This window comes from Geomicrobium sp. JCM 19038 (assembly GCF_000698125.1).
Lineage (GTDB): Bacteria > Bacillota > Bacilli > Bacillales > Marinococcaceae > Geomicrobium_A.
Window position 1 is genome coordinate 1 of sequence record NZ_BAXA01000015.1, and the last position, 17,498, is coordinate 17,498.

The 17,498-nt window shown below is 42.7% G+C and carries 16 protein-coding genes, 2 pseudogenes and 1 other annotated feature; of the genes and pseudogenes, 13 read left to right on the forward strand and 5 right to left on the reverse strand.

Translation table 11 applies throughout. The annotated features are described in order from the left end of the window. Nucleotides 1–18: 18 nt before the first annotated feature. Entirely contained in the window at nt 19–1,638 is a 1,620-nt protein-coding gene (locus JCM19038_RS23925) for a penicillin-binding transpeptidase domain-containing protein (protein ID WP_052361840.1), read from the reverse strand. Then, the gene (locus tag JCM19038_RS23930; protein WP_052361842.1) at nt 1,608–2,855 is read right to left on the reverse strand and encodes a transglycosylase domain-containing protein; all 1,248 of its coding nucleotides are present in this window, start codon (nt 2,853–2,855) and stop codon (nt 1,608–1,610) included. The genes JCM19038_RS23925 and JCM19038_RS23930 overlap by 31 nt, the downstream gene beginning before the upstream one ends. 191 nt (nt 2,856–3,046) lie before the next feature. Next, nucleotides 3,047–3,250: a binding site (T-box leader), on the forward strand. Between the two features lie 50 nt (nt 3,251–3,300). On the opposite strand from JCM19038_RS23930, the pseudogene tyrS reads away from it, so the two are divergent. From tyrS to JCM19038_RS16370, 3 genes and pseudogenes are all read left to right on the forward strand, one after another. Beyond that, a pseudogene (gene tyrS / locus JCM19038_RS16360) lies at nt 3,301–4,540 on the forward strand (tyrosine--tRNA ligase). Nucleotides 4,541–4,654: 114 nt separating this feature from the next. Continuing rightward, on the forward strand, nt 4,655–5,296 hold the full coding sequence (locus JCM19038_RS16365) for a carboxymuconolactone decarboxylase family protein (RefSeq protein ID WP_042420160.1): 642 nt from the start codon (nt 4,655–4,657) through the stop codon (nt 5,294–5,296). A gap of 93 nt (nt 5,297–5,389) precedes the next feature. Then, nucleotides 5,390–5,860 (forward strand): GNAT family N-acetyltransferase, encoded by a 471-nt coding sequence (locus JCM19038_RS16370; protein WP_081831865.1) that lies wholly within the window; start codon nt 5,390–5,392, stop codon nt 5,858–5,860. Nucleotides 5,861–5,946: 86 nt separating this feature from the next. Here the strand turns inward: JCM19038_RS16370 and rpsD are convergent, their stop codons facing one another. Next, nucleotides 5,947–6,549, reverse strand: coding sequence for a 30S ribosomal protein S4 (gene rpsD / locus JCM19038_RS16375; protein ID WP_042359683.1), 603 nt, complete (start codon nt 6,547–6,549; stop codon nt 5,947–5,949). 295 nt (nt 6,550–6,844) lie between these two features. Between rpsD and deoC the strand changes: the two genes are divergently transcribed. The 5 genes from deoC to JCM19038_RS21235 all read left to right on the forward strand — a co-directional run bounded on the left by deoC (nt 6,845) and on the right by JCM19038_RS21235 (nt 9,296). Continuing rightward, nucleotides 6,845–7,519, forward strand: coding sequence for a deoxyribose-phosphate aldolase (gene deoC, locus JCM19038_RS16380; protein ID WP_042420161.1), 675 nt, complete (start codon nt 6,845–6,847; stop codon nt 7,517–7,519). A gap of 129 nt (nt 7,520–7,648) precedes the next feature. Next, a complete protein-coding gene (locus JCM19038_RS16385; RefSeq protein ID WP_052361843.1) occupies nt 7,649–8,023 on the forward strand; it encodes a PRC-barrel domain-containing protein in 375 nt (124 codons plus the stop codon). Beyond that, nucleotides 7,969–8,430 (forward strand): PRC-barrel domain-containing protein, encoded by a 462-nt coding sequence (locus JCM19038_RS16390; protein ID WP_081831866.1) that lies wholly within the window; start codon nt 7,969–7,971, stop codon nt 8,428–8,430. The genes JCM19038_RS16385 and JCM19038_RS16390 overlap by 55 nt, the downstream gene beginning before the upstream one ends. Before the next feature lie 146 nt (nt 8,431–8,576). Next, nucleotides 8,577–8,801, forward strand: a complete 225-nt coding sequence (locus JCM19038_RS21230; protein WP_052361846.1) for a hypothetical protein — start codon at nt 8,577–8,579, stop codon at nt 8,799–8,801. A gap of 78 nt (nt 8,802–8,879) precedes the next feature. Next, nucleotides 8,880–9,296, forward strand: coding sequence for a hypothetical protein (locus JCM19038_RS21235; protein WP_152549488.1), 417 nt, complete (start codon nt 8,880–8,882; stop codon nt 9,294–9,296). A gap of 57 nt (nt 9,297–9,353) precedes the next feature. On the opposite strand, the gene JCM19038_RS16400 is transcribed toward JCM19038_RS21235, so the two are convergent. Further along, the gene (locus JCM19038_RS16400; protein WP_042420163.1) at nt 9,354–9,839 is read right to left on the reverse strand and encodes a GAF domain-containing protein; all 486 of its coding nucleotides are present in this window, start codon (nt 9,837–9,839) and stop codon (nt 9,354–9,356) included. A 148-nt stretch (nt 9,840–9,987) separates the two neighbouring features. On the opposite strand from JCM19038_RS16400, the gene refZ reads away from it, so the two are divergent. Then, nucleotides 9,988–10,635: a forespore capture DNA-binding protein RefZ gene (refZ, locus tag JCM19038_RS16405; protein WP_052361850.1), complete on the forward strand. Its 648-nt coding sequence runs from the start codon at nt 9,988–9,990 to the stop codon at nt 10,633–10,635. Here refZ and hisJ read toward each other — a convergent pair. Beyond that, nucleotides 10,632–11,369, reverse strand: coding sequence for a histidinol-phosphatase HisJ (hisJ, locus tag JCM19038_RS16410; RefSeq protein WP_238554471.1), 738 nt, complete (start codon nt 11,367–11,369; stop codon nt 10,632–10,634). The two genes, refZ and hisJ, sit on opposite strands and share 4 nt — an antisense overlap. 285 nt (nt 11,370–11,654) lie before the next feature. Between hisJ and JCM19038_RS16415 the strand changes: the two genes are divergently transcribed. From JCM19038_RS16415 to JCM19038_RS16430, 4 genes and pseudogenes are all read left to right on the forward strand, one after another. Then, a complete protein-coding gene (locus JCM19038_RS16415; protein WP_042420166.1) occupies nt 11,655–13,385 on the forward strand; it encodes a septation ring formation regulator EzrA in 1,731 nt (576 codons plus the stop codon). A 99-nt stretch (nt 13,386–13,484) separates the two neighbouring features. Beyond that, a complete protein-coding gene (locus JCM19038_RS16420) occupies nt 13,485–14,636 on the forward strand; it encodes a cysteine desulfurase family protein (protein WP_042420168.1) in 1,152 nt (383 codons plus the stop codon). Beyond that, nucleotides 14,633–15,834: pseudogene (thiI, locus tag JCM19038_RS16425) on the forward strand (tRNA uracil 4-sulfurtransferase ThiI). The gene JCM19038_RS16420 and the pseudogene thiI overlap by 4 nt, the downstream one beginning before the upstream one ends. Before the next feature lie 59 nt (nt 15,835–15,893). Next, entirely contained in the window at nt 15,894–17,498 is a 1,605-nt protein-coding gene (locus JCM19038_RS16430; RefSeq protein ID WP_042420170.1) for an amidohydrolase, read from the forward strand.

The following is a 17,498-nucleotide window of genomic DNA, read 5'->3' on the forward strand; positions in this document are numbered from 1 at the left end:
GAGGGTGCGGTTTTTATTTTACGTATCCGTTGTAGGTGGATCGTCTGGTTCAGGTTCAGGCTCAGGTTCAGTTGGCTCATCGTCACCGTCATCTCCGTTAGGAGGTGTTTCTTCTGGTGGTTCGGTGTCCTCGTCGTTCCCATTATCGCCTTCACTAGGAGCGTCTTCTTCTGGAAGATCAGACTCTGGTGGTTCCTCTTCTTCAATAGGCTCATCAGGTTCGGTTTCCGTGACGGATGAAGCGCCTGACTGGCGTCCTAGTGTATCTACGGCAGCTACATAGTAACTTTGACCAGATGATACCCCGGAGTAGCTTGTTGTTGTGTTGCCTTTTACGCTAGCGACATGTTCACCACTCGCTGTATAGATTCGATAGCCGACAATATCTCCTGCTCCATGTTGAGCCCAGCTAATCGTGCCGCCGCTAGAACTAACACCTGTTACTTCAGATGGATTTCCATCTACGACTGGGGCATCCCGTTCTGGAACGAGGTTACCGCTCAAGCTTTCTGGCAAGTAGTTACTAATGTCAACACCACTAAAAAATGTGGAATTAACGGAGAAGCCAGTATCTGTAAATTCACTCGGCGTATCGTCATACGCAAGATAGCTTTGACCGCTAATTGTAACGTAACGAGTGCCACTTAAGGAATCGTCATATTCTGAAGGTAAATGGGCGCTGTTAAAGAGGTCTGTATTGACGAGGCCTGCATCATAACACGCTTGTGACGGAAGCAATCCACTTATTCCGCAGATTGATTGACGCACGATACCATCGGGTTGTGAAAAGCGATCATCCGAAAGAACTGCATCAGAATCTGCTTCAACTGCAGCATTCATTAGTGTGGCCCATAATCGTTGATTCCGAGGCGCGTAATCGCCTTGTAGTGATCGATGCTCAGAATAACCGAGCCAGACGCCAAAGCTTACTTTAGGATTCATGCCGACAAACCAATAGTCGTACGTATCTTGAGACGTTCCGGTTTTACCAGCCCAGTCACCGCCAAAATTCGTAAGCCCAGGGATTCTAGATGCTGTACCGCTTGAAACGACATCTCGCATCATGTCTATGGCTAGGTACGCCGTTTGAGGTGAGAAGACCTCAGTTTGTTCTGACTCATGTTCATAGATGACATCACCGGTATGAGTCTCAATCCGATCAATCATGTAGGAATGATTCCGAGTTCCCCCAGTCGCGAGCGTTGACAGCGCATTCGTGTTCTGTTCTACCGTTGCGGTAAAGGCCCCGAGTGCATAGGATTGCAAAAGATGATCTTCTTGTGGTCTGTATCCGAGTTGTAGAAGTTCATCGTACGTTTCTTCTTCAGGCAACTCCCATAGCGTTCGTACAGAAGGGGTGTTTCGAGAGTTTGTAATCGTATCTCGCACGGATGGGATGCCTGCATAGCCACCGCCAAAGTTGCTAAATGTTCCACCGCCACGGTAATTTGTCGGTACATCTGGAACAACAACACCAGGCTGCACGATGCCTCGCTCCATAGCCGAAGCAAAAGGCATTAACGGTTTTACCGTTGAACCGACAGAGCGCCTTGCTTGCGTAGCAAGGTTAAACGATTCTTCTTCAAAGTCACGACCACCAACAAAGCTTAAAATGGCCCCCGTTTCATTATCTTGCATAACGGCACCGACTTGCTCGATGATCCATCATTCGAATTCGGACCGAATAAATTGCCGTTTTCAACAGCTTCTTCCATTGCATCATAAATGTCTTTGTTAATCGTGGAATGAATGCGATACCCACCTAATCGAAGTTGGGTCTCAGCTCTGGCGTAATAATCACTGCGAATGGATTCACGTTCTTCTGATTCGTACTCACTTAAGTCAACGCCATCTTTTTCCAAAAAGTAATCACGTAAGATTGGAATCGCACGTCGTTCCAATTCATTCGTAATGTAAGGATACCGTTCAAAGCTGTTGCGAGGTGCTGAGTCTGTGAAATCACTGACAATGTCATAGTCTCTCGCTTCTTCGTACTCTTCTACGGTAATCATACCCGCATCGACCATTCGATAAAGAACGGTATTCATTCGACTAAGACCCGCCGTGAGGTCTTCTTTTAAATCTCCATTTCCATCAAAAGGTGTGTAAGAAAATGGATTTTGAGGAATTCCTGCAATAAACGCAGATTGCGGTAAATTTAATTCAGAAGCCTCAACGTCGAAAATGCCGTTGGCAGCTGCTTGAATTCCAGCAATCTGAGTCCCCCCTGCATTGCGTCCGAAAGGAACGATATTTAAGTACGCTTCTAAAATGTCGTCTTTATCAAGATAATTCTCAAGACGCATGGCGATCATCATTTCTCTTGCCTTTCGATCAAAAGAAACTTCACTGGATAGCATTTGATTTTTGACAATTTGTTGTGTGAGCGTACTTCCTCCAGTTTGCATGCCAGTGTCTACAAACTCTTGGAACGTCGCTCGCATGATTGCTTTAGGAACAATTCCGTTATGTTCATAGAAGTATTCATCTTCTGTAGAAATAAGTGCTGCTTGTACATAGTTTGAAACGTTTTCAAGTTCGACTTCCCGGCGTTCTAATATAGAAGGAAGCTCACCTAAGTAAACGTCATTGGCAAAGTATACTTCACTCGTTTCTTCATAGTTATATACTTCTTCTTTCATTTGTGCTTCTGTATATTCAGGTTCTCCTTCAACGAGAGAAACAAAATATCCAGCTCCAGCTGCTCCTACAAAGGTTGTTCCGAGTAGTAACGTGACGGTTATGATAATAAATAAATTCCATAGAACTAGACTTGTCAAATTAATACGTTGGATATACCGTTTATCGCGTAAAGAATCAAGCCAGTTATTCAATTGCTGAATACGAGACTTCATCACTCACCTCCATACAAAATCACGCATATTATAGCATACTTTTTAACATACTAATCAACAGCTCTAGTACAAATTCGATAATGTTAGATATTTTCCTCTTACCGATTTCCCGTTAGTTTTCCATAAAGGCGATAGAGCATACAGTTGACATGATGAATTCCTCGTGATATAACATGAAGCATCGCTATAACATAAAAGTCATGACGGTAACGAAGTAGTTTAGCGCTTATTGGTACAGAAAGTCGACGGTTGCTGCGAGTCGATCCAGAACGTTAAATGAATTACATTGCCCGAACTTTCCCGTAAGTGAACGTGAACTCTGCGTTAAAGAGCCGAGTGGAGAATAGAGTTGCTATTCTCAACAAGGGTGGTACCGCGACACGTTCGTCCCTTTTTTGGGGGTGGCGTTTTTTTTTATGTTTAATTTTAATTAGGAGGAAGTTACATGTCAGAGCAATGGAGCTTAACACCAGAACAAACCGAGCTTGTTGACCGTCAAGTGGAAGATTTGATGCGTGGTATCGTTGAGATCGTCCCAAAAGAGGCATTTCGAGATAAAATTGCTAAAAGTGTCGTTACAGGTAAGCCACTAAATATTAAATTAGGGATGGACTTCAGCACCTGACGTACACATCGGTCACACGGTTGTGCTACACAAATTACGTCAATTCCAAGAATACGGTCATCACGTGCAAATGTTAATCGGGGATTTCACCGGACGAATTGGCGATCCAAGTGGAAAGTCAGAAACGAGAAAAGTTTTAACGAGCGAACAAGTTGCTGCAAACGCACAAACGTATGTAGAGCAATACGGTAAGATTATTGATATGGATAAAGCGACACTCTACTACAATTCTGAGTGGTTAAGTAAGCTAAACTTTGAAGATGTTATTCAGTTGTCGGGGAACTTAACGGTTGCAAGGATGCTCGAGCGTGAAGATTTTAATAACCGTTACAAAAACAATTTACCGATTTCAATTCATGAATTTTTCTACCCATTAATGCAAGGGTATGATTCGGTTGCGATGGATACAGATATTGAAGTGGGCGGTACGGATCAGACGTTTAACTTAATGATGGGGCGCCAACTTCAAGACGCATATGGGAAAGAAAAGCAAGTTGCCTTGACGCTTCCATTAATTGAAGGGCTAGACGGCGTACGTAAGATGTCGAAGTCATTGAACAACTACATTGGCATTGACGAAGAGCCTAACGAGATTTTTGGTAAATCAATGAGTATCCCAGACGAATTAATGATTAAATACTACAAGCTTGCGACTGACATTCCATTAGAAGAAGTCGAAGCTCTTGAAAAAGGATTAGCGGACGGTTCAGTCCATCCAAGAGATGCAAAGCAAAACCTCGGAAAACACTTTGTTGAAATGTACCATGGCAATGAAGCGGCAGAAGAAGCGCAACGTTACTTTCAAACGGTCTTCACAAAGCGCGCGCTCCCGGAAGATTTACCGGTCGTGAAATGGGAAAAAGATCGTGAGATTTCACTGATTGATCTTCTCGTTGAATTGAACATGCTACCTTCTAAAGGGGAAGCGCGCCGAATGATCAAAAACGGTGGCGTGAAGATTAATGAAGAGAAGCAAGAGGATATTCAAACGACAATAACCGTAGAAGACGAGATGATCGTTCAAGTAGGAAAACGTAAATTCGCGAAACTAACTGTATAAAACACTGGGGACAGTCCCCCAGCCCTTTAACGTACCGGGGGACTGTCCCCGGTGCGTATTTTATGGTAAATTGTAAGAATAGATCGACAAAGCTATTATTTAGGAGTGAGACGAATGTATAACAAATCATATTTTAGTCGCTTAGGAGAATTTAAAGAACTTGCTCCGGCTGCTTTTCAAGCATTTATGGCGTTTGATCAACAAGCGCTACGAGAAGGTCAATTAAATGGGAAGTTAAAGGAACTCATCGCTGTTGCTGTTGCTCATACGACGGGGTGCCCTTATTGTATTGAGCTGCATGTAAACCAAGTAAAACAAAAAGGAGCAACAAAAGGTGAGATGGCAGAAGCAGTGATGGTCGCAACAGCACTTAAAGCAGGCTCAGCGATTGCACATAGTGTGAATGCTTTAAACGCGTACGATGATTTTACTGAAGATTCGCTTTATGAATCTTCCTACTTTAAACGATTACCAGAGCTAAAAGAACTTAGTCCTGGCGCATTCAAGACCTTTATTGAGTTTGACCAAGAAGCGTTAAAGCCAGGTACACTTACGAAGAAGGAAAAAGAATTAATTGCAATTGCGGTCGCGCATACGACGGGATGTCCGTATTGCATTGAATTGCATACAGATGGTGTCAAAAAAGCAGGAGCATCAAAAGAAGAAGTAGCAGAAGCAGTAATGGTTGCAACGGCACTAAAAGCAGGTTCTGCACTCGCTCACGGCGTCAACGCTTTAAATGCGTACGATTCATAAAAATTCGGCAATAACCTTGAGTGCGTTCCGTAAACGTGTTAGAGTAACTCATTAGTACAGCAAGTCTAACACACATAAAAAGAAGGGCAACGAATGCGTTGTCCTTTTTTACGTTTGGAGGCGAACGTAATAAAGCTACGATGCGATAAGGAAAGTGATCGAAAAGGTATAATTCATTGTTTCATTCAAGCCGTTCACTATTCCGAAGAAAAATTCTACTCAAGAGCACAACGCCTAGCTTGGGCACCGCTTGAAGAGCAAGAATACGAGGCATCTCGGTGGTCTGAAATGTTCAAAGAGAATAGAACGCTCGTTGCTTTGCACGAATATCAAGTCGTAGGCTTTGCAGATCTTAGAGGTGATGGCTACGTCGATCGGCTTTTTGTGCTGCCAACGATGCAACGTCGAGGCATTGCGAGTCAACTGCTTAAGCAATTAGAGCAATTTACTAAGGGAGCTGGTCATAAATTCATGACAACGGATGCTAGTGAGAATGCGCGACCGTTTTTTGATGCGCATGGGTTTAAATTAGTGAGGCGTCAAATGGCAACAATTCGTGGATGAAGCTTAGTAACTATACGATGAAAAAGCAGATTACTCACTAAAAAACCATCCTAATCACTGAGATTAGGATGGTTTTTAAGCAATCATTAACGAGAGTACCACTCAACGATTAACGCTTCTGTGATTTCAGAAGAAAGCTCAGAGCGCTCAGGAAGGCGAGTGAATGTAGTTTCAAGCTTTTCACCGTCTACGTTTACGTATTCTGGTGTGAAAGCAATTGATTCACGTGCTTCACTGATTGAAGTGAGGTTTTGAGACTTTTCGCGAACACCGAATACTTGTCCTGGCTTAAGTGTGTAAGAAGGAATATCTACACGCTTACCATCAACAGTGATGTGTCCGTGGTTAACGAGTTGGCGAGCTCCACGACGAGTGCGAGCAAGACCAGCGCGGTAAACGAGGTTGTCAAGACGAGATTCAAGAAGGATCATGAAGTTCTCACCATGTACTCCGTCGATTTTACCTGCTTTATCGAATGTGCGTTTGAATTGACGCTCATTCAAACCGTACATGAAACGAAGTTTTTGCTTCTCTTGAAGCTGAACACCGTATTCAGTAAGTTTCTTTCTTTGAGTTGGACCATGTTCACCTGGAACATATGGGCGCTTTTCTAATTCTTTGCCAGTACCGCTAAGAGAGATTCCAAGACGGCGTGACTTTTTCCAAGCTGGACCTGTATAACGAGCCATAGTAATAGCTCCTCCTTCATCACGATAAATTTGCGTGAAAAAGACGGACAGTGGCAATCTCTTATTCGGACATTTTGCTTTCACACATCTTCGCTCCGACAGCGAGGAGTTAGTGATGCACCTCTTCGTGTATAGAAATACAGTTGAGGAACAAAATGAGCACGTATAAGTTCACCTAGGCTGCCTTTTAACACAACTACCATTGTATAAAGATCAGGATGAAAAGTCAACCTCTCGATTACGATGGAAATCATGATATAGTAGGTAGGAAACTGTTAAGGAAGGTGTGACCTGAATGAATGCTAATGAGCTAGCATCTTATATTGATCATACGCTATTGAAGCCAGAAGTAACGAAAGAGGCCATCGTAGCATTATGTCAGGAAGCGAAAGATTACCACTTTAAAACGGTATGCGTTCATCCGTACTGGGTGAAGACGGCAGTGAAAGCGCTTGAAGGCACAGAGGTTGGCGTGACGACAGTAATCGGGTTCCCGCACGGCACGACAACAAAAGAAGTGAAAGCATTTGAAACCGAGCAAGCGATCCAACACGGAGCATCCGATGTTGATATGGTCATTAACGTTGGTGCGTTGAAGTCTGGCCTCGTTGATGAAGTGGAAGAAGATATTGCAGCTGTCGTTAAGGCGAGTAACAAACGTGCAGTCGTAAAAGTTATCATTGAAACGAGTCAACTTACGGATGAAGAAAAGGTAGTGGCTTGTGAGCGTGCCGTTGCAGCTGGAGCAGACTTTGTGAAAACATCTACTGGATTCCATACAGGTGGAGCGACGCTTTCTGATGTTCGTTTAATGAAAGAAACAGTCGGTAGCCTTGCAAAAGTAAAAGCATCAGGCGGAGTGAAGAACGCAAATGATGCGAAAGAATACATCGATGCAGGAACAGATCGCATTGGAACAAGCTCAGGAATTGCAATTGTGACAGGTGGACAATCACAATCAACTTATTAATTACACAGGCTCTGCTAACGAAGTTAGTGGAGCCTTTTTTGTGCGATTATGAGTCAGTTTGTTCATTGGTTTAAAGGACAACCAAAAGAGGTATTGACTACTATGTAAGTATACTAGGAGGTTTTTATTTTGAATTTCCGAGTCGATGCGTTCACACAGTTTGCTTTATCAACGACTGACGATGAATTTGGAACGGTAAATGATGTTTATTTTGACAGCGTTGGAAATTGGAAAGTACGTTATATCATTGCAGATACAAGGCCTTGGTTTTTCGGAGGCAAAGTAATACTAAGTCCTGACAGTGTGGAGCGAATGGAGATAGACGCTCAGCTTCTCCACCTTTCTGCGACAAAAGAAGAAATTAAAGACAGCCCTAAGCCCGATGAAAAAGAACCGATTTCAAGGACGCATGAAGAGAGGATTTTAAGTCATTACGGGCTACCTTATTATTGGACGGCTCCAGGCGGTATGGCGCAAAGTGCACACACCCTTATCCGACTGTAGGTCCCCTATCCCCGGTTGCAGTCGAGGCTGTCATTGAGAGCGAAGAAGCTCAAATCTCAGAAGAAACGACGGAAGACGTGAATTATCATTTACAAAGCTCTAAAGATTTAACGTCTTATTCGGTCTATGCCCGTGGGGAGAAGATCGGCAAAATTGATGATATTGTGTTCGATAGTAGAACGTGGCAAGTTGAATTTATTGAAGTGAACACGGGTACGGCACTGAAGAAAACCCACCACCTCATTCCAGTACAGAAGTTTAAAGAGTTTGATCCAACCACAGAACGTGCACACGTTGATATTGATTTGGAGAAGCTTAAAGATGCCCCAACTCATGAGCAACTCACAGATGAGCATAAAAAGGGAATAAATAAATACTACGGCATGTCCGGCATGTCTGGGTTATAGAGTGATCGCTCATAAGGAACCGTCTCGCTTTCAGGCAGACGGTTCTTTTTGTTGGGAGGTTTGAGTATCTCCTTACTTAGATTGCCGGATGTACCTATATCGATAATTGCACTATTCCTCTAGAATATTGGTGAAACCGCTACGCAGTGATTATTATCTCATCAAGAAAACGGTCGCGCAGGATTATTCTTTACTTTGCAGGAGGTGCGCGTTATCCATCTACGGATGAAGAGGCATTCGAAAATGAAATTAACGAGCTTATAAGCTCGAAGGTTGCTGAACTTTCCGGATTCTTTGTTTCGGAGTCAGCACCACTAAGCTATCGTATTAAAGAGTGTGTGAGGCAACACTATGAGTGTGAAGACGTATGACCAGAAGGTTTACTTGCTCTTGGAGACGCCTTTTGTAATTTTGACCCTTTGTTTGGGCAAGGGATTAGCGTTGCGGCAATGGAAGCTGAAGTGTTAGATGAATGCTTGAAAGTACAAACACCTCAGTGGACGAAGCATGTTTTTGAGCAAATGCAGCAACGTGTCATTGCTCCTGCGTGGTGGACGAGTGGATTGTCTGATTTGCAATGGTCTGGCGTGCACTATGTAGGTGATGGAGAGTTGAGCGATCCAACATTTGCCCACAATTACTTGCGACATTATCTTTCCTATGCATTTAAAGAAAAAGAAAGTGGGAACACGAAGCCGATTGAAGGATACTTAGCGATGAACGGTCTGTTAGAACCGTTGACGACGGTGTTTAACGCTACAACAGCGCTAAAATTAGCTGAGCGTTCCGATGAATTTGCGAGTTATAAAACAAAAGAAGAGACGTGGGAGCACGTCATTTCTACAGCGTTACCTACTAAGCGTTGACACAAAAGAAGTGATCGATGCCAAGGTGTTGTCGATCACTTCGGTTCAAATCAAGAATTAATGAGTAATGTGTGGGAGTAAGCGTTCAACAAAGCGTGTGAGTAGTTCGCCTTCTTCTTCAGTAAAGCGTGATTTTTCTGGAGAATCAATGTCAAGTACACCAATTACCTCATCATTTACGACGATCGGAACGACGACTTCCGATTGTGAAGCAGCGTCACAGGCAATATGGCCAGGGAACTGATGAACATCTTGAATGACTTGCGTTTCTTTCGTTTCTGCAGCTGTTCCGCAAACACCTTTACCGACAGCAATGCGTACGCAAGCAGGTAAGCCTTGGAAAGGACCTAATACAAGTTCTCCGTCTTTCATTAGATAGAACCCGACCCAATTCGTACGATCTAGAAATTGATTTAACAGTGCTGATGCGTTTGACATGTTGGCAGTATTGTCCGTCTCATCTTCAAGTAATGCATCTAATTGCTTGTAAAGCATTTCGTATTTCTTTTGCAAACTTCCATCATAAGTGACAGGTTCAAACATAAAAAGTACCCCTCTCCATTTCTTTCTTGTCTAAAGGAATTATAACATGTAGAACGAGCAGACATATAGTCGTAAAGCTTTTGCAGGAAGTATGCCTTTCAAAAAGAATGATTAACGATACGGTCATCTATTGAGAGGAGTGTTTGAATTGACGAATGCTGCAAGCACGAAAACAAAAGAAGCGGTGATTACAGCCGCAGTAGACCTCTTTATGACGCGAGGGTACAACGGAACTTCTGTACGAGCGGTTGCAGACAAAGCGAAGGTCAATGTCGCATTAATCTCCTATTACTTTGGCGGGAAAAAAGGTCTGTTAGAAACGATTTTAAATGACTATTTAATTGGCTATTTAGAAGCCATTGAAGATGGAATTCGACGTGAGACATCAAGCTTTGATCGATTGCTCGCCATGGTCGAGTCGGCAATGGAATACCAACGAACCCATCACCGCAAAGCAAGACTTGTTTTACGCGAAATGACACTCGATTCAATGCTCGTTCGCGAAGTGATGGCAAGTTATTTTATGAAAGAAAAACATTATTTTTCGCTTGTATATGAACAAGGTCGAAAGCAAGGTGTTTTTACACAAATGCGTAAAGAATGGGCAATTCTACATTTACGTGGCATGATTACGATGCCATTTCTTCATGCGCAATACATTCGTGAAGTGTTTCATCTAGAACCAAATGACGACACCTTTGTTATACACTACATGAAACACGTGAAGCAGTTCATCGAACTGCAATTGTGTAAAGATCATAAAACGAAGGACTTGCCTCTACCGATGATGATTTAATACAGTGTCGGTGAGCCAAGTGGGAAAGTACGTAACGTTTCGTATCCTTGGGCAATGCCAGTTGGATGGTGGGCATCAGAGCCATAAACGAGTGGAATCCTCTGTTTCGTTGCTTCATTCAGAATAAACGTCGGAGGATAAGGCTCTAAGCATTTTGGTTTGATTGTGCCTGCCCCATTGGTATCAATTGCGTAATTGTATGCTTTGATTTGGTATAACACTTGTAAAAGCCAAGCTTCGTCATTTGGAAGGGTGAAATTTCGCTGGAATTTTCTTACAAGACTCGGGTGGCCAATTCGGGTCGGTTTATAACGACCTAAATTTGCATGAATAGAGTTCGTGACAGTTTCATAATAACGACGAACGCCCCGTTCGACCGACCCTGCTTGTTCATAGAAAAGTTGGAAAGCTTGTTCACTAAAATCAATACAGTGGTAGTGATCTTTCGTTTTTACAAAATGGACGGATAGAATTGCGTCATCAAGCTTAGGCCCGTATTCATCCAATAATTCCTTCGTTTCTTCTTCATACCCTTCAATAAAATCGACTTCTAATCCGATATTAATCGTGAAATGATGTTCATATTCTTTCTTGATCTGTTGCAAGTCCTCTAAGTAATGAGGAAGTTGTGCAAGTGACATCCCACTATCTTGTTTTGGCGTCGGGTCAACAAATGAGTGAGGCAAAGGAGCGTGTTCACAGAAAGTAGCCCCTTGAAACCCTTGACGTCTCAACGCGTCAACATAATCTATAAAAGAAGCTGAACTGCATGGGGGCAGTAAGGTGTATGAACATGTCCATCATACATATGAAAATTTCCTCCTATTCGGCTTTTGTTTTCCTATTTATGAGGCTTACATGTTAATATAGTAAATAGACACAAAGATTACCATAAAAGATTTCTATGATTCTCATTAACGATAATGATAAGTAGGGTTTTTATAATTACATAAAACGGAATAAAGTACGATTGAACATCACACAACGATCAGTTGTATGAACATATTGGGGTGAGCGAAATGTTTACGATTATAGTCATCGCCATCGGACTCCTTTTAGTTGCTGGAATTGCCTATGGCGCTTGGTTTAGACGGAAAATCTATCAACGTGTTGATGCGCTTGATAAGCGGAAGAATGCAGTTATGAATGAGCCAATTGCAGATGAGATTAGTCGTGTGAAAGGACTAACGATTTCTGGAGAAACCGAGCAGAACTTTGAACGCTGGCGTAGTGCTTGGGATACGATTGTCGAAGATCGTTTTCAAGAAATAGAGCTTCAGCTTTTTGATATTGAAGAAGCGGCTAACAAATACCAATTCAAAAAAGCGAATGAAGCGATTGACCGCGCATCAGAGAATCTCGACCATGTTGAAAGCGAGATCGCTTTAATTCGAAGTGAAGTCGATGAGCTCGTAAGTAGTGAGCAACAAAATCGCAATGAAATTGATGATGTATCTGATCGCCTTAAAGATACAAGAGCGTTACTATCAAGACAAAGCCGCGCCTTAGGTGAAGCGGGTGCTACGATTCAAGAACACGTTGAACAGTGCAAAGAAGAGCTTGAAGCGTATTTCGAAGATACGAAGGCTGGGAACTATATGAGTGCCCGCAAACGTCTTATTGCGATAACAGAACAGATTGAACAAGTGAATACGTGGTTAGAAACCATTCCCGGTCAATTAGTCGAAATTAATGTCAACATTCCTAGTGAATTGAATCAGATCGTTGCTGGAATGGATGAGATGGAAGAGAACGGTTTTGATTTAAGCCATTTCACGCTCAAAGAAGACGTAGCGGAATTACGTGAACTTCTACCGAACATCAAAGATGAAACGGAGAAGTTGCACGTTGATTATGCCGAAGAGAAGATTAAAGTTGTTAAACAACAGATTGAAGAAATGTACGATACACTTGAGCAAGAAGTAGATGCTAGAAGCGTAGTTGAAAAGCAAGTACAAGAGCTTCGTAAGCGATTCATTCAAGTGAATGAGGGCATCGTGCAGTTAGAGCAAGAACAAAGTAGGGTGAAAGAAAGCTACCATTTGCCCGAACGAGAACACAATGTGTACGAGCAAGTTCTTAAAGAACTACAAGATACTGAAAAAGAGCAACGTGTATTTCAAGATCTTCATGAACATCGTAAACAGTCGTTCATTGACTTAAAAGCAACACTTTCTCGTCATGAAGAGAGAATTGTAACGATTGAAAACGATGTGAAAGAATCAATGGTTCGATTGGAAGAGTTACGAAGCGATGAATTGAAAGCTTATGAAGAGCTTGCCCTTCTTCGGAAGAAAATTATGGAAGTGCAAATGAAGATACAAAAAAGCCACTTACCAGCCGTACCTGAGGTGCTCGTATCAGAACTTGATCAAGCCAAGAGAGAATTAGAGAAGGCAACTGCTTTGCTTGAGATGACTCCACTTGAGATGAAGGCTGTAAAGGACGCTTTAGAGCTTGGTCAACATCAAGTAGGAAAAGCGGTTATGACGGTGCAAACTACCATTCAGTCGGCTGCGTGGGCAGAGCGCTTGTTGCAATTTGGAAACCGGTACCGCAATCAATACCCAGCGCTATTAGATGAACTGCATTCTGGTGAATGGGAGTTTAGAAATGGGTTCTATGAAGAGGCAATTGAACGATTAACAGATGTTTTAAATCGCCACGTACCAGTTGCACTAAGCCAATTAGAATCAGCATGGGATGAAGAAACAGACAAAGAAGAAACGAAACAATATCAAAACGTATAAACGTAGCGCGGGGCCATTCGTCCCGCGCTTATCTTTGACTAAAAAGTGTGCTATAATGTTCTGCTGGATAGAAAGCGACATTTGTGAGGTGGCTTCACAATGATATATTTAGATAATAGCTCAACTACGAAACCGTACGCTGAGGTTATGAATACATTTACGAAAGCAAGCATCGACTATTTTGGGAACCCTTCTTCATTACACAATCAAGGGTCAAAGAGCGAGCAACTAATTAGAGAAGCAAGGCGATCGATCGCAAAGCAGTTATCAATTTTCCCTCAAGAGATCGTGTTTACTTCTGGAGGATCAGAAGGGAACAACCTCGCGATTAAAGGGGCAGCTTTTACAAGACAAGATCGTGGAAAGCACTTGATTACAACTGCAATTGAACATCCTTCGGTATTAGAAACGTTTCAATACCTAGAATCGCTAGGCTTTACAGTTACGTACTTGCCGGTTAATCGTGAAGGTCTTGTATCCGTTCAATCTGTTATGGATGCAATCACAGAAGAAACGATTCTCGTATCCATCATGCATGTGAATCATGAAACTGGAGCCGTTCAACCAATCGAAGCGATTGGACAAAAGCTAAAAGACATTGAAAAGATACGCTTTCATGTTGATCATGTGCAAGGTTTCTTAAAAGTCCCTCTTAATTTTCATACAGCCGGAATCGATCTATGCACGATATCTGGTCATAAGATTCACAGTGTGAAAGGAAGCGGCTTTTTATTTGTGAGAGATACTGTTACGCTCGTTCCTCTTATCCACGGTGGCGGTCAAGAATTTGGTGTACGTTCTGGAACCGAAAACGTTCCTGCGATTGCGGCATTAACGAAGGCGATTCGCTTGTCTTTAATGAAGCGTGACGAACAGCTTCAACATGTACAAACACTAAAAACATTCTTAATGGAGCAATTGCGACAACGTATGGGTATGCATTTGAACACGCCAAACGAGCCGAGTGCGCCTCATATCGTAAACGTATCAATTGATGGAACAAAACCAGAAGTACTCATTCAAGCATTAAGCAAACAAAGCATCTATGTTTCTTCAAAGTCGGCATGCTCATCAAAGCAAAAAAGTGCAAGTGCTGTACTATATGAGCAGTTTCAAGATCTAACAAGGGCTTCTACGGCACTACGCATGAGCCTATCGTATGAAACGACGAGAAGTGAAATCGTGACCTTTCTAGAAGCTCTTGATGAAATGGTAGCTGAAGTTCGAACGATAAAGGAAGTGAAGTTGTGAAAGTCGATCATATACTCGTTCGTTACGGTGAAATTGCCCTTAAGGGCAAAAATCGTAATGAGTTTGAACAAATTTTAAAAGGGAACATAAATCAAGCAATACGGGAAATTGGTTCTGCACGTGCAAAGCGAATTTTTGGCCGTTTGATCGTTGAAGTGGGCGATGAAGACGATGCTAACCAGATCATGGCGCGTCTTCAAAATATATTCGGGATCGTCTCGTTATCAAAAGCAGTAAAAACGACGAGAGAACTTGAAGATATTCAAAAAGCAGCGCTTTATATGATGAACGAAGACTTGACCGCAAAAACATTTAAAGTGACGGCAAGGCGTTCCTATAAACAAACGCCATTAAACTCACAAGAAATGAACTACGAAATCGGATCGTATGTCTTAAGAAACACAGAACATCTAACGGTCGATGTTCATAACCCCGATGTTGAATTGCACGTTGAGGTGCGCGAGCACGGTACGTACTTGAGTGCAGGTCGTGTGATGGGAAGAGGAGGCCTTCCTGTCGGAAGTTCAGGTAAAACGATGCTTCTATTGTCTGGTGGTATTGATAGTCCAGTTGCAGGATACCTAGCCATGAAGCGCGGTGCGGTTGTAGAAGCCGTTCACTTTCATAGTCCTCCGTATACGAATGAGCGAGCGAAACAAAAAGTGATAGATCTTGCGAAACAGATGGCTGTTTACGGTGGTGCCGTTCGGTTGCACCTTATTCCCTTTACAAAGGTGCAACAAGAAATCCATCAAAAAATTCCATCTTATTATGCGATGACAATCACGAGACGGATGATGATGAGAATCTCAGAACAAGTCGCGCATGAACAGCGAGCACTCGCGCTCGTAAATGGCGAGAGCTCGGTCAAGTCGCATCACAAACACTAGAAAGCATCCACGCCATTGAAGAAGCAAGCTCGCTTCCGGTGTTGCGTCCACTCGTTACAATGGACAAAACCGAAGTGATGGACATCGCGATGGAAATCGGCACGTATGAAACGTCGATTTTGCCGTATGAAGATTGTTGTACAATTTTCTTACCTCAAGAATCGAAAACAAAGCCGAAGCTTGAAAAAGCAAAAATGTTTGAGACGAACCTTGATATTGAAGATTTAGTAAGTCAATCGCTTGCAGGAAAAGAAACGATGCTCATTAAACACCAAGACAGCACGGATGAGTTTGATGATTTGTTATAAAAGGTGAGTAGCTTGGCGACCTTTTTGGTTGCCAAGCACCTTACATTGAGGAGGAAATGATGGGTACGTTGTATTTTAATGGTAAATTCTATTCATTAACGTCAGAACATTCTAGATTTGATGCGTTGTTCTCAGAAGACGGAACAATTGTAGAACTCGGATCGAAAGAAGACCTTCAAGCGAAATATCATGACAGAGTGACCGAGTACTTTGACTACAAAGGAAAAACGATTATTCCGGGTCTCGTAGACAGTCATGCACATATGTTAGGGTATGGTTTTCAACAACTACGCCTTGATCTTTCTCAAGTGAAAAGTCGTGAGGGAGTGTTTTCGAAGTTAGAAGAGAAGGCACAAACGCTACAATCAGGCGACTGGTTAATTGCCGAAGGTTGGAATGAGAATGAGTGGGAGGTTGCTACGGTTATTCACCGACGAGAACTTGATGAACGGTTTCCAGATCGGCCAGTTATGCTCACCCGCATTTGTCGTCATGCGATGATTGTTAATTCAAAAGCGTTAGCGCTTGCTGGGTTAACCAACGAATCTCCGGATTCAAGTGGTGGGGTTATTGGTCGTGATGAAGATGGGCTTAATGGTTTGCTTCTTGAAGAGGCGCAAGATATAATACATGCTGTGCGCCCAAGGTATACGAACGACACGATGAACCGTGCGTTAACAGCAGCGTATGAGCAAATGGTTACAATGGGCCTAACTGGGGTACATACTGAAGACTTAGCTTATTACAATTCTCCTGCGTCTGTCATTGACACATATCGTGAGGTAATTGAAGGAGACACCCGCAAATTCCGCGTTCACCACCTCGTACATCATGATGCGGTGGATGAGTGGCTTGAATTAAAACGGGGAACGAAACTTGCAAATGAATACCAAACTTTTGGGAGCATGAAGATTTTTGCGGACGGCTCTCTTGGTGGACATTCGGCATGGCTATCAGTACCTTACGTTGGAGAAGAAAGTAATGTAGGAGTGCCCATTCATCGAGATGATGAATTAGAAGCGTTAATTGTAAAAGCGCGAAACTTATCGATGACGATCGCCGTACATGTAATTGGAGATCAGGCTCTTGACCAAACGATTCGTATACTTAAAAAGCATCCACCGAACTACCCGGAAAAAGATCGACTGATTCATTTGCAAATCGTTCGAGCCGACCTTATGGAAGAATTAAAAGCGATGCCAGTTGTGCTTGATCTTCAACCACAATTTACAGTTTCTGATTTTCCGTGGGTCCGTACGATTGTCGATGAAGCGTTGCTTGAGCACGCGTATGCATGGAAAACGCTATTAGCGAATAAAATTGCTTGTGCAGGGGGTTCTGATGCACCAATTGAAATTCCAGACCCTAGAATTGGCATTCACGCTGCTGTGACAAGGAGAGCAAGAGGAGAATCGAGTGCCCGTTTTAAGCCTGAACAGTGCTTATCCATTTACGAATCGTTTCGCCTTTATACGTCCGGTAGTGCGTCTGCAATTGGGAAAGAAGAGCAGTTTGGACAATTAGCTCCTGGGTATGCAAGTGATTTTACCGTGTTTCATGAAGATCCTTTTCAATTTACGGAGGATCAGTACGATGAGCTTTTAGATCTTAAGGTCGCTTATACGATCGTTAACGACAAAGTCGTGTTTGCAAAAGAGGTTTAA